This is a genomic window from Enterobacter sp. DC1, assembly GCF_000568075.1.
Taxonomy (GTDB): Bacteria; Pseudomonadota; Gammaproteobacteria; order Enterobacterales; family Enterobacteriaceae; genus Enterobacter; species Enterobacter asburiae.
Map to the genome: position 1 here is coordinate 14201 of NZ_AZUA01000002.1, position 21206 is coordinate 35406.

Consider the following 21206-nt stretch of genomic DNA (forward strand, 5'->3'; position numbering starts at 1 on the left):
GTAACTGGTTGTTAATTCGCCATAAAATCATAGAGAAAGATTATACCCCTCTGTAAAGAATCTTACATCAATATACTTAGCTTTTGAGGGGGAAGTGGTGTTTTTGTTGTTAAGGTATTACTAAATGGCCGTTCTTCAGATAGCGCTTCCCACCAAATCCCCCATCAGCAACATCGGATCCATCGGCAACGGTTCAGCGGATAAAATTCCCGCGCTTCGTCATACAACGCATCAACCAGCGTCCCGCGAATACCGATGGTTTCCGCCACCTGTATTACCCGCAACTCGGCGTCACGTATCAGTGCCAGCCCCATACCTTGCCTATGTAGCGATTTATCCACCTCTAGGTGTCCCAGCACCAGAAGGGGATCGGGCAAGACATATTGCGACAAAAGCGCACGGGGGCAGTATTTGTTGTTACAGCGCTGGAAGCCTGCGAGTAGGAAGACATCACCTTAGCATCGTCGAAGCAGACAAACGTGCGGGATGCGACGGAAAGCTGGTTCTTCATCGCCCACTGTTTTATCCATAGAATCCACTCCACAACAGAACGAGGTAAGAATATGCCCTGTATGAAGGGGAAAAGTATTTATTGAAAGCCTCCAGAATGTCAGAGGCATATCCTTCAGACCGTCGACCAACTCTCGTCGCATGCCACTCAAGTGCCACAGTCTGGAACGTGTTGTTGAGTTGTACATCGCAAACCAGTTTCTCTTATTTCTTTGTTGTTGATGGATCGATCCGTTCGGCCAACTTTTTCTTGGCTTCATCACGCAATGCCCTCGCCTGCGCGAGAGTCACGGTAGGGTACTCGCCAAAGGCCATGCGCTTCTCTTTCCCGTTGAAGCGATATTTCATGCGGCAGTATCTGGAACCAGAGGGAACAACCTCAAGATACAAACCAGCGCTATCCGACTGTTTGTAGGCTTTCTCTCTGGATTTAGCGCTGTCGATTTGTCGAACATTAAGCTTCATTGGGGCATCTCCCAAAACCAAACACAGAATATCCCCACTTATGCCCCCAACTATGATTTGATTTCGGTTGAGCCCAGTTGATAACAGAGATAAGGTACGGGCCATAAACCGCATCATACGGGCTTTTAGTTGATTTCAATTGACTTGAGAAGAGTTTGAAATAGTACCGATAATAGGAGCCTAACCCACCACCTTTGCATTACGAATGTGAGCCAGCTCAAAAATGAGTATACAAATGAGTACAAATAAAAATTAACTAAAATAAGACAATAAAAATCAATATCATAAAAAAACAATCACAGTTCAACGTCTGATTTGTTTTGAATGAAAAAAATCCACGCTTTGGCGTGGATTTTTTTGCGCGTGATCTATCAATAGATAACGAGTTTACCCGCTGGCCAAGTACCTGACCATCCACAGGGCATATGCCCAGCTTCATAAACATTAATTAATCCGTCAAAAAAGAATGGCTCTTGAAGAAAATTACTATACGCATCTTCAAGCAAGTAATTCACAAGATCCCATTTTAAGTTCTCAGTCATTGAGCCTTTATCAGACTCCGGGAAGGTTATTTTTGGGATAATATCATTCTCCACAACATTCTTAGCTTCTTTGACCAAGGAGTTCCAGTATTGATATTTGTTAGTGTGTTTTTTTGCGAGATAACCCGTTATTTCATTACCAGCCTGCAAGGTGGTATTTTCCCATTCATCGCTATTTAAGCCTTTTATACATAAGCTAAAGCACTGAGCCTGGATAACCCCGGGGAGTGTTGTCGCCACACCAAGATTAACAAACCAACTAATATTATTTAACTTACATATTGCTAACTGGGATATCTTCATGTCTTAACCTGATTTATTCTACATGGGATCCTAGGTACTTTCATATCACCAAGCCTGTCATGCTGTTTTATAATAAAACCCTATGATTTGTTTCACAGAGCTTTATTAAAAATATGAATACCAAAATAACAGCAATCGAATTAAATAAATCGATCAAATTTTTAAATATTCTTTAAGAAAGATCCTCTTCTGCTACTAATCCGTTAACAAAATTGGCAAATGAATTTGTCAGATATCTTTGAAGTTTTCTGTGATTCTCTTGCATAGTCAAATCCTCATCAAAAGAATCTGTAGCAAAATATACAATTGAGTAATTATCTAAATCTAGACAGAAGAAATTCCCTCCCCAATCATTTGCGAAAGGGAGCAGGTTTTTAGGAATCACTTCCCTATCCAACATGCTGATATAACAACCGTCGATTAAAGATCTAGGGTCATCATTTGTCTGACTATTATAAACAAACGGTTTAAACCCTGCCACCTCTATTGGCTCAAAATCGTCATCACCATCCCACCAACTTTTCTCAGGAGTGCCACCATTAAATTGCAGATAATGTGAAACGAAATCATCCGGAAGAGTAATAGATAATTTCTCTTCCGTTTTAGTAATATCTGCACGTCCAATCTTTTTTTCACAGTTACTGAAGTGATTCATAGGTTATACCTCACTGATGACAGTTTGCACGCAATTTTTTCGGAACACGCCCCTTCAACCAGCCTTTAGAATGAGAAACAGCAATGGCTTCTTGGGAACCATATTTTACACCAAAATATTTCTCGAATTGTGAGACTGAGCCTTTATGTGGGAAAGTAGCTTCATGCGCAGAAGTTTTTACTAATTGCATAGTTGTCCTTCCTGTGGCTGGGTCAAAATCATCGACATGATGCCATGTATATCCAGTTGCATCGCTTTTAGAAATACCGGCTGCCTTGAAAGCCTCGGTGAAATCTCTATCTCGAGTTCCTTGCATTGTAATAGATACAATATTCTGTTTTGTTCCATTGATTGGGAAAAGATCTGGGCTTCCTGTAAAGTCGACTCCCTTTAATGCCAACCCCCAAGGATCCACCCATCCCAGCGCATTCGGCGCATACTGGTAAAGGTTTATCCCCCCCGCCAGCCCTATCGGGTCCTGTTGCGTAAATCTTCCGCAGTCCGGGTCATAATACCGGAACAGATTGTAGTGCAGCCCTGTCTCACGGTCCAGGTATTGCCCCTGCATGCGCAGGTTCTGAGAATATCCTGATACCTGCGTATCACTTTCCCGCAGCAGCTTGCCCCAGGCGCTGTTCACACCTTCCCAGCGCACCTGCCCTTCGATATCCGTCATCCGCTCTGGCGTGCCGTTGGGCTGGCAGTGGAACCAGAAAATCTCCGGCGCTTCCACGCCATCAATACGCGCCAGCGGATCGTAGCTGTCCTGATCGCTGTAGACGTAGGTGAGCGGCACATCCCCGTGCACCTCCTGCAGCAGGCGGAACCCTTCCCAGACAAACCGGGTGGTAACCTGCTTGCCGGTTGGCTGTCCACCCAGCATCTGGCGTCGCGTTTTGCTGATGCGTCGCCCGAGCGGATCGTAGCGGAAGCTGACCTGCGTCTGCGGCTTGTTGCGGTCCCGCGGCTGGCTGATGACTTCCGTCAGGCGATGTTCACCATCGTAGCGGTAGTGCCAGCGTGTCTGGCCGTTATCCTTCTCCACGGTGCGGCCGTGGATGTCATAGCGCCAGCGAATGCCGTTCAGCTGCGTCAGGCGATTGTGCGTGACCTTCTCAGCAGATCCTTCGAGCGGGTTACCGGCAGCGTCCCAGCGCCACTGCTCCTGTCCGGGCAGCGTGCCGTCCTGAACGAGCAGACGCCCGGCGCTATCGTACTGCCAGCGGTACCAGCTGAACGGATTATCGTCCCGCTCTTCCCGCACCAGGTTATTGCGGTAGTCGTAATCCCAGCGGCGAGACCAGCGGCGCGGCGACGGGCGCTGGGCATTGCCGGTAAAGACGTCCCGGCGATGCAGCCGACCAAGTCGGTCGTACTCGCTGCGGGTGGTCAGCAGCCCCTGGGTGCGACTCGTCTCCCGGTGGAGTTCGTCGCGGGTAAAATCGGATACCGACAGCTTATCGAGAGCAATGCTGAGCAGATGCCCGCTGCCGTAGTAGAACTGCTTCAGCTCGCGGCCATCGGGCAGCGTGACGGAGGTACGGTTGCCCAGCGCGTCATACTCCCACGCCAGCTCGCCGTGCTCGCCCGCCTCGCGCGTCACGCGACCGAGCGCGTCATACTCAAAGGCAAGCTCCTGCTCTGCCTCGGTGGTCCACGCGTCGGCTGAAAGCGCAGGATGCAGCCCAATCCGGCTTAACAGCCCGGACGGAGTGTAGTGATAGCGGGTCAGCCCTTCCGGCGTGGTGCGTGCGACCAGCTGGCCGCTCGCGCTCCAGGCGAAGGTGTGGGTGATGGCCTCCGGATGACCGGCGGCAAACGTGCGCGCTATCGTGCGCCCGCAGGCGTCGTAGCGATACTGCGAGGCCACGCCATCAAGCCCTACCTCTTCCAGCAGCAGCGAATCCGCGCCCCAGCGGAACTGATATGCTTCGCCGTTTTCGTTTTCCAGGGCAATCAGACGCCCGCGGCTGTCCCAGCGGCGACGGACCTCTTCACCCTGGGTATTACGCGTGGCAGTTAAGCGCCCTGACTCATCGTATCTGAACTCACTCTCTTTACCGTCGGCCCCCGCATGCTTCACCGGCAGGCCACGTTCGTTCCATTTGAGCGATTCCGTCCAGCCTTCCGGGCGATCGAGCTGTACCGGACGCCCTGCGGCGTCGTAGCGATAGCGCGTCTCTTCTCCGTCGGCGCTAATCTCGGCCACCAGCCAGCCCAGCGGGTGATAGCGGTAGCGGGTAATACGCCCGGAACAGTCCGTCGAACGAACAATCTGCCCGGCCTCGTTGTACTCCTGGTAGCGGCTGTTTCCGGCGGCATCAACCTCTTCAACAACCTGGCCGAACTCGTCCCGGCGCAGCTGCGTGGTCTGCCCCATCGGGTCCACCACGCGCTTAAGCCCGTGATGTTCGTCGTACCAGAACCGGGTGGCGCTGCCGTCGGCTTCGATAATGGCCGCAGGAAGCTCGCGGTGCTCCAGCCAGGTGGTAGTGCGCGTATTGCCGTCGGCGTCGATCTCCTCAACCCGGTTGCCCATTTCGTCGTAGACGAAGGTGACGGCGTTTCCGAGCGGATCGATGCGACGCGTCAGAAGCTCGTTGTCATCCCACTCGTAGCGCCAGTTTTCACCGCGCTCGTCAACGTAGCGGACGATCAGATTTTGCGCGTTCCAGTAGTGGCGGCGCGTCTGGCCGTCGTAATGCTCGACGGTCGTCAGCCCGGCGGCTAAATCGTAGCTAAAGCGGCACCCGTCGCCGGTGCTGGTGCGGTTTTCCACCACCCGCCAGTGGTCGAATTTTTTCCAGCGGTATTCGCTCTCCAGACCGCCCGGCATCCGGTGCCAGACCATCAGCCCGTGCTCGTTATAGCGGTATTCACGCGTCACCACGCCGGAGGCATCCGTCGCGCTCGCCAGCTGGCCGCGCGCGTCGTAGCCCCACCGCATCAGCGGCCATGTCTGGTTACCGTCAAAATAGCTGGCAGCGGTAACGCGCTGCGGGAAACGTTCATCGTCATAGCGCAGGGTGACGTCTATCGCCCGCGGCTCGTCGTGAAGGCCGACCAGCCTGCCGTGCTCGTCCCACTCCGTCAGCAGCGCGTTGCCGTATTCGTCGCTGAGAGAGGCCAGGCGCAGGATGGATGGATTCGCCCGGGTCGGTTTATACAGACGCCATACCGCACCGTCATCGTCGGCAATCGCCACGTCGCCGTTCTCATTGCGGCGGATAATGATACCTTCGCTGATGCTGTAAAACGCGCGGTCGAGAGGCGGCAGCTCGAAGCTCAGCTCGCGCCCGGTTTCGTCGAACCAGGTGGCGTTGTTGTCTTCCAGCGTCAAATAGCTATCAAAGGTCGTTGCCCAGCCCAGACCGAACAGCCCTTCGCGGGTGGTCAGGCTGTTGTAGCTGCGCTGCCAGCGAAGCGGGAAGCGCCCCGGCAGCGAGAAATCGAGCTCGTCGTCGTCATTCAGCACCTTCACGCCGGTGGCGGCGTGAACCGGGTGCGAGGAGCCAAACACCGCGTTGACCGCCATATCCGCCAGCATCCCGCCGCCGGCTGCCGCCAGCGCGCAGGGCATGTTTTTCAGGATCTTGCCCGGACGCCCGCGGAGCAGGGAGAGCGCAATCATCCCCAGCGCCAGACCCGGCGTTTTACCGCTTTTAATATCGCGGACCGTGAGCGTGTCCCCGCCGATGATCACGTTCGGGGAGACATCGTCGGAAACGGTGCCCTCGCAGGTGGTGCGATCTTTAGCACGCACCGCGGGCTGCCCGTTGATAAAGACGCTTTTAGAACCTTCCGCCAGATACTGCGGCCCGGAGTGCTTTTCGCACGCCACCTTGTCTTCTTCCAGCGGCGAGGTTCCCGCGGCGGCAGAGGCCACGCTCGGCTGCCACATTTCGCTGCCAAACTGTCCGGCGGCGGAAAGCAGCATGCCCGCGTAATCGGCAAAGCTGCCCGGCGACTGCGGCTCAGGGGACGGCGTATTGGCGGGCGTCAGCGTGCCCGCCGCGCGCGGGGGGGGGGTTGCGTTGGTGAGAACGTTACTGGAACCGGTAGTGTTTTTCCCCGCCGGTGACGGCGGGAACAGCGCATTGCCTAACCCCTCAGCGGCGTTGCTGATATCGTCGGTGATCCCCGCGACGTTCGCCAGCACGCCGCCAATGATGCCGCTTAACAGACAGCTGGATCCAATGGCTGCCACGCCTGCTGCTGCTGCCCCCGCCCCCAGCAATGGCGCCGCTACGGTTGCTGCTGCGCCTACCGCCGCGCCGATCACCGCATAGGCGGCACCTTCCGCCACGATGCTGGTGATGTCAGCAAAAATGCTGGAGTGAATAATCTCGTCGCCCTTACGGGCCGCGTTGTTATCGCTCATGCCTTACACATTCCGGTTGTCGTTTAGCGTCAGACTCTGCTTAAGCGCGCTCCAGCGCACCTCGTCCTCTTCGGTGAATGCTCTGAGTGCCGAGAGGGTGAAAATCATCAGTACCGGTTTGCCCGGCGTCTGTACGGCCAGCTGTTTTTGCCACAGGCGCTGCCCGTTACGGTCAAAGGTGGTCTCAACTTCCAGCCCGTTAATTTTTCCGTCAGGCCCGACTTTTACGTTCCGGAATTCGCTCTGGGCAATTTCGCCCATCTGAGGACGCAGCACATCCCACTGGCGATGGAACTCTTGTTCATAGTCACTGCCATCGGGGATAACGCCGCGGCTGACCACCACGGACAGCCCGCTTTCGTCATCGCGAATAATGTTCATGCTGTTATCCTGCCAGGCAGCAGGAAAAAGGGAAAACGAACCTTCCTGGAGGGTGTATTTCATAAGTGAACTCGGGATGATTAATATTGTGAGAAACAAAAAGGCCAATCCATGCTGGCCCTCTGGCTGGCTGTTTTATTATTTACGCCATTGACCTGACTGTTCGACTAAAACCTGGCTGCCTTTGCTGACAACCAATTGCGCGGGTGCATACGTCACGGTGTAAACGGTCTCGCCATTCTTGTACGTTGAGCCGATTATTTTACCTGCGGTGTCGTGCAACGTTTTTCCCTTTAAGGAGATCGCACTGTTATCGCTTTTACGCACGCCAAGGTAAACCATCTGGTCACATTCGCTATCAAAATCGCCGCACCTGTTAATCAGAGAAATAGCGAACTTTTCGGTATCCAGTTTTCTGGTTTCAGCGTTATGAACCGAAGCGGCTTTACGTAACGTATAACGCTGCGGAGCATAATAATTTCCATTTTGAGGAGGAGTAGCTAAACGCCATTCCATTTCACTCCCCTTAATTTCCAGAACAGCACGTCCGTCTACGCCGCCAAATGATGAGTTGAATTCAATATTGGCACGATTGCCAGCGATCGTACCGGTAAGATTACGCTCATCATCTTCCGGGCAATCTATGCGGTTTCCTTTCTGGGTGATATAGCAATAAGTCCCGGTGATACGGTTGCCTGATTCAGCTAACCGCAGGGTTAACGTCGAGTCGTTCCCGAATTCGCCAGTCCACTCACCGTCAAACGCAGGTTCTGACTGGCTGTTCGTTGCAAAATGCATCGCATTGAATCTGGCAGCCCACTGCTGAATATCGGCATTTATAACCGGACTATTATCAGATGACCGATATTGTATAACGTCCGACTCCGGAGCCACCCAGGCCGCAAAGATTTTGCCGTCAGGATTGATGACCAGCGCTGACGCATTCTCCTGGTAGAGATCCTTTAGCCAGCCTTCAACAAACAATCCGCCACCTGCGGTGGTATGCGGTTCACCGAAGACATCAAAGTTATCAATAAAGATCTGGTAATGATTTCCCAGCAACGCCCTGAGATTGTCTGTCACTTCGCTATCGTTAACGATGCGGCTAACCGTTTCGAGCTTATTGTATTGCGATAATTCAAGCGCCGATGACGCTTCAACGACGCCTGTCAATAAAGCGGTGAACAATACGACTGCCAAATATTTTTTGGTCATAAATCATTCTGAAGAACCATTTTCGTAATTCATGGTTATTTTCACAACCTTGCTGTCTTTAACCTCAAAAGAGAGCAATTTCTTACCCAATTCATAGGAAATCCATTGCTCCCCGGAATCATTTTCTACCTGGCCACCACCATAAGCTTTATTAAGTTCATTTATTGTTGAACCAATATGGATCCCGCGAGCTGTTTTGCCATCCGGAGCAGTTAGCGTAATCTGCGACACAATATAATCATCAACGCTTCTCTCGGCTTTATCCCACCAAAGATTAGAACTGAATATTTCCAATCCAGACTTTTGATGCTGGAAGAATTTATAATTTGTTCCATCAAAAGGAACCTCCCCAACAAAATGGCCTTCAACCGGCAACTCAACTTTACGTGCAACGTCATTAGTCCATCTGTCGCCCAATGCGACAGATTGTTTGTTTATTTGTACAGAAAAATCAGGATTTGTTAAAAGATTATGTGATGAATTTTCAACTTCTTTATTGATTTGAGCAGTCGCCGCATAACTGTTCAAACTGCAAAGCACCAGTACCGAACAGAAAGCACTCAGAATTTTCTTACTCATAAGTTGATCCATTACTTAAATTTTGGAATATCATATGATAGGTTTGCCCCTGGGAAATTATCAAACATTTTCTTCATGTTTGATGTTTGGGCTACAGCCCAGTTGACATCAGTTGCATACTGATGAGTTCCTGGCGAAGCTGGGTTCCATCGCATCTTATAAAGATTGTTTTGGGCATAATCCGCATTATTAATGTATTTTTCGGAAATCCATTTCGCACCACCATCTATCGCTTTTTCTGGTGAAGTCCATCCCATTTTATATGCGTAATTGGAACCTGTTTTAACGGCATTGCCATCTAAAGCGCCAATACCGTACATATTATAAACTTTTACACCGTTGACCTCGACACCTTTTGCCAGTTCACTCGCTCCGTTACCTGTTTCGAGAGCAGAATGCGAGGCCAGGTAAACTTCACTGACATTGTATTTCTTTGCTGCATCAAGATATGTTTTTTCTTGACCTTCAAGTACGCCTTTCCCTTTCAGGAAGGAAGCCATATCAGTTTCAGAAACACCAGATGAAGATGAGAGATCAAGGAACTGATATTTATCAGTTCCAGTATTGTAGTTATCCGGGTTTGCATATTTCTTAATATCCTCTTCAGAGGCGTTAACAAAACCGCGTCGCGTCCACTTTTGAGGTTTAGCCTTTAAATTCTTTTGCTTATCCACCATGTCCTGCAACGAATAATCATATTCACTGGTTTTATCTGTGCCAGTTGATGCAGCTGAATTGTTTTGCGCAGGTGCCGCTTTACCTGATCCTCCGGAAACTCCAGCACCGGCAGATTTTTTAGCCTGATCCGGAGAGAAATACGCCTGCACCGCCGCATCAATATCCCCTTTATGCCCCGCTCCCGGTGCCGTTGTGCCCGGCTTGGTTCCCGACGTATTCAGGTGCAGCTTACCGCCCGTGGTGATATACCCATCCCCTTCAACGAAGAAGTTAAACTCTTTGCCGATCAGGTTAATCTTGCCGTTAGCGTTCAGCTCAATGGCGCTCTCACCAGAGACCAGCCGCAGCTTCGTCCCGGAAGCAATAACATACTGCTCGACCGCCGCATCCAGCTTGCCTTTGCCCGTCAGGATCTCGGTTCCGCCTTTCACCGCCTGGGTCTGATTCGCTTCCACGCGATGCAGTTCATTTTTCTTCACGTAATGGCTGCGCGCCCCGCCGACGCTGTGCGTTTCATCGTTCTTAACGCTGGTGTCCATGTTGCGCTCGGCCTGGATCCACACCTGCTCTGCGCCCGCTTTATCCTCAAACCGCAGGGCGTTGGCATTGTCGACGGAACCGTCTTTCGTGCGGCTCATAAAGCCCATCTGCGTCGCCGCGGCAGGCAGCGCCCACGGCGGCATGCTCGCGTCGTTGTACACGCGACCGGTAATAATCGGACGGTCCGGGTCGCCGTTGATAAAGTCCACCACCACCTCGTCGCCGACGCGCGGGATTTGCACCCCGCCGTAGCCCTGGCCCGCCCACGCGCTCGACACGCGCACCCAGCAGGAGCTGGTGTCATCGCCTTTCGCCAGGCGGTCCCAGTGGAACTTCACCTTCACGCGACCGTATTTGTCCGTCCAGATACTCTCGCCCTTCGGCCCCACGACTTTCGCGGTCTGTGGGCCGTAGGTGCGCGGCCACGCCGTGGACTGCGCCGGGCGGTACACCACCGCCGACGGAATGACCGTGAAATCGGTGCGGTGAATGGTTTCACCCTCGCCGCTGGCGTAGCGGTTCTCTTCGAGGTGGTAACCCGCCGCCGTCACCAGATACTCACCGTTGTCGCTGAAGAACGGCGCGTTGGTTAACGTAAAGGTGTGCCCGGGCGCAATCCCCGCCGCCGTGGCCGTGGCCTGAATCTGCTGATGCTCCACCTGCCAGCGCTCCTGACGGATGCGGGCATAGAACTCCCCGTGCCCTTTATCCACAAAGCGCCCCGGCCAGTCGTACACGTCGATGCTGCCCGGCTTCGGCGACGCCGGATTCTGCTGGGCCTGGAACAGCCACGCGTTCGGCTTGCGGAAGTCATAGTCGTCGAGGCTGTAAATCCCCGGCGTCACGCTGTCCTCCAGCGCCCACTGGCTAATGCCCTCTTCATCCGTACTGCCGCCTGACGGCGTCTGGTGGTAAGGAATGACCTCATAGCCGCTGAACGGCTGATGCTGCGTGGCGGCGTCGGTCAGCACCAGGGTGTGTTTGTCCGCCTCGTGGCTGAAGTGATAGGCAATCCCCTCCAGCTCCATCAGGCGGCTGATGAAGTCCAGGCTCGATTCCTGATACTGCACGCAGTAGTCCCACACCCGGTAGCTGCCGGTGAGTTTATCCTCAACGTTAACCTGATGCTCACCCAGCAGGGTTTTCACAATCTGCGGTACCGTCTGACCCTGGAAGATTCGCAGATTACGGTCGCGCTTCATCGGCCACAGGTCCGGTTCCACCGTCAGCTGGTAGACCGCATAGCGGGTGCCCGTCAGCTCGACGGCGCTGACCGCCACGCGGGTAATCTTGCCGTTAACATAGCGGGACGTCAGCAGATTCTGCGTCGGGATGGTCACCGTGACCGGCTGGCCCAGCAGCTTGCTGCGGTCGATGCGCGCGTCCGTGCCGAGCACGGTCAGCGTCAGCGCGAACGACTCGGACATCGCCTCGCGGCCCGTCAGTTTCCAGAACAGAAGCCCCTCCACCGGGAGCTGAACGGTAATTCGGTTGAGCATAATCTTTATTCCATCTAGCTTATGCGATTCAGAAAAGAGGTTCGCATCTGTGACTGAGCGTAATTCTAAGGATTCACCAGCCAGGTACCCGGCTTGGTGATATCCAGCGTCTGGCCACGCGTTCTTCCGTTGCCCTGCAGTTCAATCTTTACCTCGCCGGCTGGCAGCTTGAGAGATGCATAACCGTTGGTCGCCGGGCGCAGCGCTTTTGGCTCGCCGTTCACTTTCAGCGTTTCGCCGTCGAGGATGCGGATATAGACCAGCGCAACAGGGCTTGCGTCGACAGGCGGTGGCGTCTGCTGTGCCGTCGCCTGCTCGCTCACCTTCGCCGTTTCCGGCTTCACGTCAGGCGCGTTCGCGGCGGTTTCAGTCGGGCGCGTCTCTGCCGGTGGCTGTGCAGCCTGCTCGGGAGCATCATTCCCGCTGCCGAACAGCATCGCCCCGGCGACAATGCCCACCAGCACGCCAGCGGCAACCATCCCAGGGATCTTGTAGCGGCGCCAGTCAAGCGCCGAAGCCGGTTTCTCTTCCTCTACCGGAACCAGCATGGTGCCGGTTTTTTTGGCGGTCAGCACGTCGTTAATCCCGGCGACCGGCATCTCTATCAGCGCCGCGAACTCGTCGATAGACTGCGGACGGTCCTCCATGTGCAGCGCCAGCGCGCGGTCGATGGCCTGCAGCAGTGGAATGGAATAGCCCTGCGGCATGATTTCCACCAGCGGTTTGCAGGTATCCTGAATAGAGCGCACCACGCTGACCGGCGGCGGAGAACCCACAATCAGGGTACGCAGCACGGCGCCGAGGGCGTAAATATCCGTCCACGGGCCCTGCTCGCTTTCGTTGTCGTCGGTGTACTGCTCAATTGGCGCAAAGCCCGGGCGCAGCATGGTTTCCGTTTCGTCGGAGAGGTTACCGATAGTGCGGCGCGCGGAGCCGAAATCGAGCAGCACCGGCAGGCCGTTATCCTGGATCTGAATGTTATCCAGAGAAATGTCGCGGTGCAGGTAGCCTTCGTTGTGGATGGTCTTGATCGCACCGAACAGCATCGGCAGCGTGCGGCGGATCCAGGCTTCGTTGATCAGCTCCGGCTTTTCTTCGCGCAGGCGAGAAAGCGTGGTCCCGCTGTAAAACAGCGTCCCCATGTAGGCCGTATCGTTTTGCACCCAGAAACGCAGGACGTGCAGCAGGTTCGGGTGGTTAAAGCGCGCCAGCAGACGGGCTTCCTGAATAAAGCTGTTCAGGCCTGCGGAAAACGCTTTGCCAAAGCGCTCGCTGCGCAGCACCAGGGTCATGTCGTCGCCGCGCACGGCGAGCGAGGAAGGCATAAATTCTTTGATAGCGATAGTGCGTTCGAGCTGGTGATCCCACGCGCGATAGACGATGCCAAAACCGCCGCCGCCGATCACCTCTTTGATTTCAAACTCGTTGAAGCGGTACCCGACCGGGAGCGCGTTTGGGACAGTCCGATTGTTATCATTATCCGTCATCTTTTACAGTTCTCTTGATGATTATTACGCGGCAAACTGACAGTGAAACTCGCCCTGCTCGCAGGTGACGTGCAGACGTCGGTACTGCTCGTCGCTGCGGCTGGCGGTAAGTAAGATCTGGCTCATCTGAGGCAGCAAGGTGTTGGTCAGAATAGCATCCACCATGCGGCCCCCGGACTCCACCTCGGTACAGCGCTGAACAATCTGTTCCACCACGCTGTTGTCAAACTCAGAAATAATGCTGTGATTCTCTTCCAGACGACGCTGAATGCGCTTGAGCTGCAGGCGAACAATCTGCCCCAGCATCTCGTCGCTGAGCGGGTAGTACGGCACCACCAGCAGGCGGCCCAGCAGCGCCGGTGGGAATACCTCCAGCAGCGGCTGGCGCAGGGCGCCGCTTAACGCCTCAGGCTCCGGCATCAGCTCCGGATCGGCGCACATGGCGCTAATCAGGTCGGTACCGACGTTAGACGTCAGAATAATGATGGTGTTACGGAAATCAATGTGGCGCCCCTCGCCGTCTTCCATCCAGCCTTTATCAAAGACCTGGAAGAAGATTTCGTGGACGTCCGGGTGCGCTTTTTCAATTTCGTCCAGCAGCACCACGCTGTACGGGCGGCGGCGCACGGCCTCGGTTAACACGCCGCCTTCACCATACCCTACGTACCCCGGAGGCGCACCTTTTAAGGTGGAAACGGTGTGCGCTTCCTGGAACTCACTCATGTTGATGGTGATAACGTTCTGCTCGCCGCCGTAAAGGGATTCCGCGAGCGCCAGCGCGGTTTCGGTTTTACCGACCCCGGACGGGCCGCACAGCATAAAGACGCCCACCGGTTTGTTGGGATCGTCCAGCTTCGCCCGCGAGGTTTTCACGCGGCGGGCAATGAGATCCAGACCGTGACGCTGGCCGATAACGCGCTGGTTCAGCGTGTCGGCGAGGTTGAGCACCGCGTCGATCTCATTTTTCACCATCCGGCCCAGCGGGATCCCGGTCCAGTCAGAGACCACCGCGGCAACCACGTTTTCATCCACCGCGGCAAACAGCAGCGGCTCATCGCCCTGTAAGGCGTTCAGCGCCTGCTGCTGCTCCGCCAGCTGGCCGCGCAGCTCGGCGCTATCGTCATCGCCCGCCGCGAACAGCGCCGCACGCAGGCGGATAATCTCCTGCACCAGGCTGCGTTCTTCTTCCCAGCGCTGGGCCAGGGCTTCGCGTTTTGTTTCATACGCGTCGCGTTCGGCGAGTAAAGCGGTCACGCGATCGGCGTCACCGGCTCCCACACGCGCTTCGCGTTCAGCAATCTCAATTTCCACGTCCAGCGCGGCAAGGTGGCGCAGGCAGTCTTCGAGCTGCGCAGGGGGCGCGCTCTGGCTGACCGCGACGCGGGCGCAGGCGGTGTCGAGCAGCGCAACGGCTTTATCCGGCAGCTGACGCGCCGGAATGTATCGATGCGACAGCTTCACCGCCGCGCTGACCGCTTCGTCGAGCAGCAGCACCTGGTGGTGCGTCTCCAGCGGCGACACGGTGCTGCGCAGCATCAGAATGGCTTTCGCTTCGTCCGGCTCGTGCACCTGCACCGTCTGGAAACGACGGGTCAGCGCCGGGTCTTTCTCGATGTACTTTTTGTATTCCGCCCAGGTGGTGGCCCCGATGGTGCGCAGCTGTCCGCGCGCCAGGGCAGGCTTCAGCAGGTTCGCCGCATCGCCGGTCCCCTGCTGGCCGCCTGCGCCAATCAGGGTGTGGATCTCATCGATAAACAGAATAATTGGCGTGGCGCTGGACTGCACTTCATTGATTAACGCCTGCAGACGGGCCTCGAACTCGCCTTTCATGCCTGCGCCTGCCTGCAGCATGCCGATATCCAGCAGCCACAGCTGAATATTTTGCAGCGGCTCCGGCACGTCGCCGTCGGCGATACGCAGCGCCAGCCCTTCCACCACCGCCGTTTTCCCGACCCCGGCTTCCCCGGTCAGCAGCGGGTTGTTCTGGCGGCGACGCATCAGGATATCGACCATCTGGCGGATCTCTTCGTCGCGCCCGACAACCGGGTCAATCTTCCCTTCGCGGGCGCGGGCGGTCAGGTCCTGGCCGTACTGGGCCAGCGTCCCCTGCGCCGCCGGGACCGCGCCTGCCGGTGCATCGACGGCGGCAGCCGCCTGCTGCGTCTCTTTGCTGTTGGCGCAAATCGCGTCGAACTGCTCAATCAGCACCTCGACGTTAAGGCGGGTGAACTGCGACGAAATGCTTTTCAGCACGTTCGCCAGGTTCCAGGTTTTAAGCATGCCGATGAGCAAATGGCCGCCGCGAATACGGCTGACGCCAAACTTCAGCGAGCCGAAGACCCAGGCGCGCTCTACGGCGCTGTCGATATGCTCGGAGAGATCGGAAACGGAACTCGCCCCGCGCGGAAGGACATCCAGCGCGGCCACGATATCGCGGGTCAGCTGCTGTTCATCGAGGGCAAAGTGGCGGATGACCTGCTGCAGATCGCCATCCTGCTGCTGCATCAGCTGATGCAGCCAGTGCACCAGCTCAACGTACGGGTTGCCGCGCAGCTTGCAGAACGCAGTGGCGCTTTCCAGAGAGGTAAATAACAGCGTATCCAGTTTGCCGAAAAGCACGGCACGGCTAATTTCTGACATGTTAGTTTCCATTAACAATGATTCGGTATACGGAAGGATTACCGCTCTGCGCGATACACCAGATCGCCACGCGGGACAGGCTGCGGCTGAAGGCCCAGCCAGGTGTTATAGCCTAATCGCCCATTGCTGCCGAGCGTGGTGCCCTGCACCGCGTCTTCACGCAGGATCACCCGCGTTTCCCATTCAAACTCCACCCCGGCGTACTGACGCACCCAGTCGCGCAGCTCGGTGACCCACGCTTCACCCGGCAGAAAACGGTTGTACTCCTCCGCGCTCAGCGGGCCAATTTCGATGCGAAACTTGTGCTGCACGTCGCGGACGGCGACGCCGAGAAAGGCGGATTCCCCCATGCGCGGCATGCGGCGCCCTGCTCCCAGCTGCGCCTGCTCGCGCGTGGAAAGCGGCATCCACTGCGGTACGTTGCTGACCAGCTTAACCGGCGCTTTAAAATAGCTGCGCAGGATCTTCTCCAGCCCCTCCGGATCCCGCCCGTGACGGGTCAGGTGTCCGGCGTGGGTAAAGCGGGCATGCGAGCTCAGGCTGCCTTTGTTCATCTGCCCCGGCTGGCCCATGCCGATCAGCGACGCCAGATACCCCTCAAAGCGCCTGTTGTCGGCGCGGTCCAGAGAGACGGCCGGCTGCGCATCCGCCCAGGCGCGGTAAAACAGCAGCGCCAGACGGTGATGGAACAGATCGGCAAACGCGCTGAGGCTGGCGTCCTGATGATGATAAATACGCTCGCGGGCGTATTCGGTCATGTGGACCGGCAGCGGGCCGTTCGGGCCAAACAGGCCGAAGCTGAGGATAGACACCTCATGCAGCCCGCTCTCTTCGCGCTGACGGACCTGAGCCATCGTCGACGGTGCAAAGCTCATCGACGGCTGCTGGCCGATGCGCAGCGGCTCAAATTTCGGCAGCGGCGCGCGTCCAAGCGGGTAGCGCTCGCCGCCCTGGGCATCAATGCGCCTTAACAGCTGAAACAGATCGTAGCGCCAGGGCGTCTCGCGAACCCCTTGCCAGAACGCGTCCGGCAGCCAGGTCAGGCGATGCACGCGCAGCGGTGCAGTGGCAGCGTCACTCATATCAGCGCCCTTTTACCCATGCGCGGCGCCCAGTAGCCAATCTCGCCGCGCTGCTGACTTTTCAGGGTGAACTCCGTAAAGCTGTTGATGGACACCAGACGGGCAAAGAGACGCTCCATCACGCTGCCGAAAAGCCACGGGCTGGCGCCGGAAAAGGCTCGCTCATCGACCGTCAGGGTAATGCCTATCCCGCGGGCGAAAACGACCGGACCGGGTTCAGGCACGCGGCGGTGAACCGGCTCCAGCACGCAGTGGCGTACCCCCTCCACCTGACGCGCAACGGGCGTTTCTGCCAGGTTGGCGTACAGCCCTAACAGCTGGCGCAGCGCGGCCGCACCCTCTTCGTTTTCGCTGTCCATCAGGCTGAGGTAGTTCATCTGCAGCTGGCTGATGAGCCGCCAGGTGCTGAACCCTTCCGCCAGCGCGGGACGCGGCGGCGTCGGGCCTTTGCGCAGGGTGAGGGATTTCACCGGCATGGAGTCGGCCATAATGAACTGCCCGAGCTCCTGCTGCAGCATCAGCGGCAGATCGCGGCTGGTGCACAGCACCTCGGCAGAGATATAGCGCAGGTTTTCCTGCCACGGGGCGTGCTGTTCATCCACCAGCGAAACAAACACCTCCGAGCCGATATAGCCGGTGCGCGTGCCGTAGCGCAGGGCGTGCTCGGACAGCACGCGCTGTTCGCGACGCAGGGAAAAATAGGCCCCGTAGTTGCCCGCATCGCCGCTCCAGGTGCTCCAGAATGGACGAAACGTCTGGTCATCGCGCTGGCCGTCCGCGCTGCCATAGATTTTTTTGACCGCGTAAATTTCATAATCCAGCGGACGAATGTTATCGACCACCAGATGGTATTCATGCTGGCCTTCATTCAGCTTCTGACGCGCCGCGACCTTGGGGAAAAGGTTGATGACCGGCGTACAGTGCAGCGCCAGATGGCTGGCATCGACCACGCGCTCCAGCTGTTCATCCGACTTATCCAGCAGAATGAAGATGTCGAAGGCTTTTTCGCCTTCACAGCGTTCGACAAGCTTGCTCAAACCGCTGAGGCTGATGAAGCGGAAGCGGGCCGGAAACGCGAAATACTCCTGCAGCAGGCGATAGCCGTCAAAGTTGCGCAGATCGTCGGGAAGCAGGGCCTGGTCAGGCTCAAAGCCCTCCTGGCGCAGCGCGTCCGACGCCAGCAGCTGTCGCTGCGGCTGCGGGCTGACCGTCTGGCAGACGATCCCGGCGTGGTGCTCCATCACCAGCTCCAGCAGCTTCAGCGCTTCAATGTCCGGACCGCCGAGGAAAAATTCCAGACGGTCAAAATCCAGGTGCCCGAGGTTTTGCGGGCCGTCGCAGGCGATGCGGATCCGCAAGGCGCTGCCGATCCCCCGCTGGCTCAGCCCCAGCTGCGCGAGCGGCAGATCGGCGGGCACGCCGCCCAGCTCGACCTTGTCGATTTTCAGCGGCAGCAGGTTGACCTCGTGCGCCGTGGTATAGCTGCAGGTTACGCCGGTTTTTTTCAGCGCCAGGCTGTCCATCATGGTGCCGCGCGGCACAATGAAGCCCTTGCTCAGGTCGCCCCGGCTGCTGTCGGGCTCAATCTCCGCGATCGCCATCGACGGCGTGGGCGCGAGATAGTTAGGGGCAATCATCTCCAGCAGACGCTGGGAGAAGCGCGGGAACTCCGCGTCCATTTTCATCTGCACGCGGGAGGTCAGGAAGGCGAAGCCCTCCATCAGACGTTCGGTATACGGGTCCGCCACTTCGATGCCGAGCATGCCCAGCCGTCCGGCGACTTTTGGGTAGCGTTCGGCAAACTCGGCTCCCATTTCGCGCAGGTAGGCCAGCTCACGGTTGTAGTATTCGAGCAGTTTACTTTCCATGATTACCCCGCATCTTTCAGTTCAAAATGGCCGTTTTCCAGATCGACATCGGTACGAAACAGAAACTCCAGCGGGTACGGCACGCACCACAGACGCCCTTTGATCTCGATGGAGAGCACGTTGTGCAGATCCAGCGAGGAGGTATCCGACACGCAGCGGACCTGCAGCCCCTGCGGCAAAATGCGCGGCTCAAAATTGATGATGGCCTCGGTGAGCTTGCGCTGAATGTCGTGCCATTCGATATCCGACATCCTTTTCCCGGCCAGCGGCGCGACGCCGAAGTTGACCACCGAGCGCTTCACGTGCGGCAAGGCGCTCAAATCGCCGGAGGCATCGTGGTTGATGGTGTTAAACAACCACTGCAGATCGCGCAGGACGTTGCGACGCAGGGCGGCGTGGGTGATCAGATTGCTGTTGGCCGACTCGCGTTTTTTTTCCGGGTCGTTATCGGTGAGACGATCCAGCAGCGAGGGCTGCATTTTGTCGCGCGCCCCCACCTTCTCCTGCCTGCTGCGGGCTTGCCAGCCGCTGCGCAGCAGATCGCCTTCGCCAGCGGGATTACTCATCGGCTCCATCCGTTGCAAGCGTCACGAGGCTTAAGGACAGCAGCGGGTATTCGCTTTGCTCGCTCAGCCAGGCTTTCTGGCCCCTGCCTTCGTAAAGGGTGCCGTCTTCGTCGAGCGGCTGCCATTCGGTGGTGCGGCCCAGCCTGACCGCATCGGTGGCATCGGCAGCAAACGGGTAACGCGCCGGGATCTGACACACCTGCTCCGTACCGTCGGTCAGGCGCACCAGCGCGTGACGCCAGACCAGATCGGTCACGCTGGCGGGCGCCTGGAAACGGATCTCCGCGATAGCGCTGAACGGCAGCCAGAAATAGCGGCCATTCACGATGGTTTCGCAGACCGGGCCGAGACGGGCATCGCCATCCATCAGCCACTCGAAAGCCTGCGTCTCCTCGTTTTCGAGGATAATCTGGCCGGAGGTGGCCTCAGCCCGATCGAGAGCTTCCAGACTCAGCGCCCGGGCGCGCTCGCCCTCCTCGCTCAGCGCCGCGGCCAGAGTCGTCAGCCACGGCCACTGGGTTTCAGGCATAGCCGGACGCGCCTGTCCCGCCATCACCTGCGCTCGCTGCAGCTCGCCCTGAATGGATTGCTCCAGCAGCGTGACGGTGGGCTTCGCCTGAGGCTTCAGCGCCAGCCAGCTTTTCAGCTGGGTCAGCGCACGCGTCCAGTTGCCGCTGAGGGTTAAAAACTGCACGAACGCGGCGCGGAGGTCGGCATCCGCCGGACGGGCTTTGATTTCAGCTTCAATGCGCGCCAGCGCATCGCTGAGCGACTCGCCCGCCAGGTGTTGATAGAGCGTATTCATAGCCATTCCTTAATTCGCCGCGCGCCATGCGCCGACGGCCGGATCGCGCAGCTGAGGACGCAGGGTGTCAATCAGCACGATATTCAGCGGAGTGCCGGGTGCGACCCAGGCGCTCCAGGTTTTTTTCACCGCCGCAATACGCGCCTGCAGTTTTGCATCATCGCTGGCGACTTCACGGGAGATCTCCACCGCTACGGTACCGTTGCTTTTCCAGCTGTTCAGGGCGTTATCGTAAGGCAGGATCATCCAGCTCTGGTCGCTGTTTGGCGTGCTGAATACCATGCGCTCTTTGTTGACGGAGGTGATCAGCGCGTTTTCAGGATCGGCGCTTTGATTCAGCCCGGTCACCGGGAAGCCATGGATGTACGTCACCGCCATCTCTTTCTGTCCGCCGTTGCGGGACTGCGAAACCACGGTGTGTCCGCTCAGCCAGCTGCCGTTACCGCAGCGGGTGGTGTCAGAATCCGGAATAAAGAGCGCCGGTGCGGACGCGCCTCCTTCCCAGAAGGTGCGCAGGTGGCAGCCGTCCTGCAGGGTAAATTCCTGCCACGGCGTGCGGTCAGCGGCGACGGTGCGGGATGCCACGTTCTGGTCCGGCGGCAGCAGCGCGCCGCTGGCTGGGGTTGCGGTGATGGTCGCAGCAGGCGCGGCCTGCTCCTGTTTCACCACCAGCGCCCAGTCCTGCGCTTTGCCTGCCGTACCCTGCGCCAGCGTGGTACCCGCCGGGTCGTTGAGCGTCCAGCTGAGCTTATTCACTTTGCTGCACTGGTGTTCCAGCAGGGAGCCAAGACGCGGCACAAAGTTCTCCAGCACGGAGACGTCCTTCTTGCCGTTCGCCACGATACGCAGCGCCACCTCAGGCTTACACCAGCTCTGCGGCGTGTTGTCTTTGATGTTGTCGATCCAGATATCCAGCTTCTGCGCAGGAGACTGCACGATGCGGAAATTCTCAGCCTGCGCGGTGGAGGTGACCGCCAGAAGTGCCAAACCCGATAGCCAAAGTTTCATAT

At 57.1% G+C, this 21206-nt stretch carries 14 protein-coding genes and 2 pseudogenes; all 16 read right to left on the bottom strand.

Annotation, left to right across the window (positions count from 1 at the left end; translation table 11 throughout):
* Positions 1 to 135: 135 nt before the first annotated feature.
* Positions 136 to 620 (bottom strand): annotated as a pseudogene (locus P346_RS23565) (GNAT family N-acetyltransferase).
* A pseudogene (locus P346_RS0121555) lies at positions 577 to 975 on the bottom strand (Arm DNA-binding domain-containing protein); the annotation flags it as partial. The pseudogenes P346_RS0121555 and P346_RS23565, both read right to left, overlap by 44 nt.
* 371 nt (positions 976 to 1346) lie before the next feature.
* Complete coding sequence (locus tag P346_RS15580) at positions 1347 to 1820, bottom strand: hypothetical protein (protein WP_032658375.1); 474 nt, start codon at positions 1818 to 1820, stop codon at positions 1347 to 1349.
* 172 nt (positions 1821 to 1992) lie between these two features.
* Positions 1993 to 2475: an SMI1/KNR4 family protein gene (locus P346_RS15575; protein ID WP_032658376.1), complete on the bottom strand. Its 483-nt coding sequence runs from the start codon at positions 2473 to 2475 to the stop codon at positions 1993 to 1995.
* A 10-nt stretch (positions 2476 to 2485) separates the two neighbouring features.
* Positions 2486 to 6856, bottom strand: a complete 4371-nt coding sequence (locus P346_RS15570) for an RHS repeat-associated core domain-containing protein (RefSeq protein ID WP_032658378.1) — start codon at positions 6854 to 6856, stop codon at positions 2486 to 2488.
* Between the two features lie 3 nt (positions 6857 to 6859).
* The gene (locus tag P346_RS15565) at positions 6860 to 7300 is read right to left on the bottom strand and encodes a DcrB-related protein (protein WP_032658379.1); all 441 of its coding nucleotides are present in this window, start codon (positions 7298 to 7300) and stop codon (positions 6860 to 6862) included.
* A 75-nt stretch (positions 7301 to 7375) separates the two neighbouring features.
* Positions 7376 to 8452 carry a hypothetical protein gene (locus tag P346_RS15560; RefSeq protein ID WP_032658380.1) on the bottom strand — a complete coding sequence of 359 codons (1077 nt, stop codon included), beginning with the start codon at positions 8450 to 8452 and terminating at the stop codon, positions 7376 to 7378.
* A gap of 3 nt (positions 8453 to 8455) precedes the next feature.
* Positions 8456 to 9031 carry a hypothetical protein gene (locus P346_RS15555; RefSeq protein ID WP_233456559.1) on the bottom strand — a complete coding sequence of 192 codons (576 nt, stop codon included), beginning with the start codon at positions 9029 to 9031 and terminating at the stop codon, positions 8456 to 8458.
* 11 nt (positions 9032 to 9042) lie between these two features.
* Entirely contained in the window at positions 9043 to 11748 is a 2706-nt protein-coding gene (tssI, locus tag P346_RS15550; protein WP_032658383.1) for a type VI secretion system tip protein TssI/VgrG, read from the bottom strand.
* Between the two features lie 65 nt (positions 11749 to 11813).
* The gene (locus P346_RS15545; RefSeq protein WP_032658386.1) at positions 11814 to 13235 is read right to left on the bottom strand and encodes a serine/threonine protein kinase; all 1422 of its coding nucleotides are present in this window, start codon (positions 13233 to 13235) and stop codon (positions 11814 to 11816) included.
* A gap of 24 nt (positions 13236 to 13259) precedes the next feature.
* The gene (tssH, locus tag P346_RS15540; RefSeq protein ID WP_032658389.1) at positions 13260 to 15875 is read right to left on the bottom strand and encodes a type VI secretion system ATPase TssH; all 2616 of its coding nucleotides are present in this window, start codon (positions 15873 to 15875) and stop codon (positions 13260 to 13262) included.
* Positions 15876 to 15913: 38 nt separating this feature from the next.
* Positions 15914 to 16957 carry a type VI secretion system baseplate subunit TssG gene (tssG, locus tag P346_RS15535; RefSeq protein WP_032658392.1) on the bottom strand — a complete coding sequence of 348 codons (1044 nt, stop codon included), beginning with the start codon at positions 16955 to 16957 and terminating at the stop codon, positions 15914 to 15916.
* On the bottom strand, positions 16954 to 18825 hold the full coding sequence (tssF, locus tag P346_RS15530; RefSeq protein ID WP_032658393.1) for a type VI secretion system baseplate subunit TssF: 1872 nt from the start codon (positions 18823 to 18825) through the stop codon (positions 16954 to 16956). Before tssF ends, tssG begins: the two co-directional genes overlap by 4 nt.
* Positions 18826 to 18827: 2 nt before the next feature.
* Complete coding sequence (gene tssE, locus P346_RS15525) at positions 18828 to 19391, bottom strand: type VI secretion system baseplate subunit TssE (RefSeq protein WP_023312148.1); 564 nt, start codon at positions 19389 to 19391, stop codon at positions 18828 to 18830.
* Positions 19384 to 20196 carry a type VI secretion system accessory protein TagJ gene (locus P346_RS15520; RefSeq protein WP_032658395.1) on the bottom strand — a complete coding sequence of 271 codons (813 nt, stop codon included), beginning with the start codon at positions 20194 to 20196 and terminating at the stop codon, positions 19384 to 19386. The genes tssE and P346_RS15520 overlap by 8 nt, the downstream gene beginning before the upstream one ends.
* A 9-nt stretch (positions 20197 to 20205) precedes the next feature.
* On the bottom strand, positions 20206 to 21204 hold the full coding sequence (locus P346_RS15515) for a hypothetical protein (RefSeq protein ID WP_032658398.1): 999 nt from the start codon (positions 21202 to 21204) through the stop codon (positions 20206 to 20208).
* Between the last annotated feature and the right edge of the window lie 2 nt (positions 21205 to 21206).

Bases quoted from the DNA above. Each gene is read 5' to 3' on its own strand.
- P346_RS15580 (WP_032658375.1), bottom strand. From the start codon at position 1,820: ATGAAGATATCCCAGTTAGCAATATGTAAGTTAAATAATATTAGTTGG.
- P346_RS15575 (WP_032658376.1), bottom strand. From the start codon at position 2,475: ATGAATCACTTCAGTAACTGTGAAAAAAAGATTGGACGTGCAGATATT.
- P346_RS15570 (WP_032658378.1), bottom strand. From the start codon at position 6,856: ATGAGCGATAACAACGCGGCCCGTAAGGGCGACGAGATTATTCACTCC.
- P346_RS15565 (WP_032658379.1), bottom strand. From the start codon at position 7,300: ATGAAATACACCCTCCAGGAAGGTTCGTTTTCCCTTTTTCCTGCTGCC.
- P346_RS15560 (WP_032658380.1), bottom strand. From the start codon at position 8,452: ATGACCAAAAAATATTTGGCAGTCGTATTGTTCACCGCTTTATTGACA.
- P346_RS15555 (WP_233456559.1), bottom strand. From the start codon at position 9,031: ATGAGTAAGAAAATTCTGAGTGCTTTCTGTTCGGTACTGGTGCTTTGC.
- tssI (WP_032658383.1), bottom strand. From the start codon at position 11,748: ATGCTCAACCGAATTACCGTTCAGCTCCCGGTGGAGGGGCTTCTGTTC.
- P346_RS15545 (WP_032658386.1), bottom strand. From the start codon at position 13,235: ATGACGGATAATGATAACAATCGGACTGTCCCAAACGCGCTCCCGGTC.
- tssH (WP_032658389.1), bottom strand. From the start codon at position 15,875: ATGTCAGAAATTAGCCGTGCCGTGCTTTTCGGCAAACTGGATACGCTG.
- tssG (WP_032658392.1), bottom strand. From the start codon at position 16,957: ATGAGTGACGCTGCCACTGCACCGCTGCGCGTGCATCGCCTGACCTGG.
- tssF (WP_032658393.1), bottom strand. From the start codon at position 18,825: ATGGAAAGTAAACTGCTCGAATACTACAACCGTGAGCTGGCCTACCTG.
- tssE (WP_023312148.1), bottom strand. From the start codon at position 19,391: ATGAGTAATCCCGCTGGCGAAGGCGATCTGCTGCGCAGCGGCTGGCAA.
- P346_RS15520 (WP_032658395.1), bottom strand. From the start codon at position 20,196: ATGAATACGCTCTATCAACACCTGGCGGGCGAGTCGCTCAGCGATGCG.
- P346_RS15515 (WP_032658398.1), bottom strand. From the start codon at position 21,204: ATGAAACTTTGGCTATCGGGTTTGGCACTTCTGGCGGTCACCTCCACC.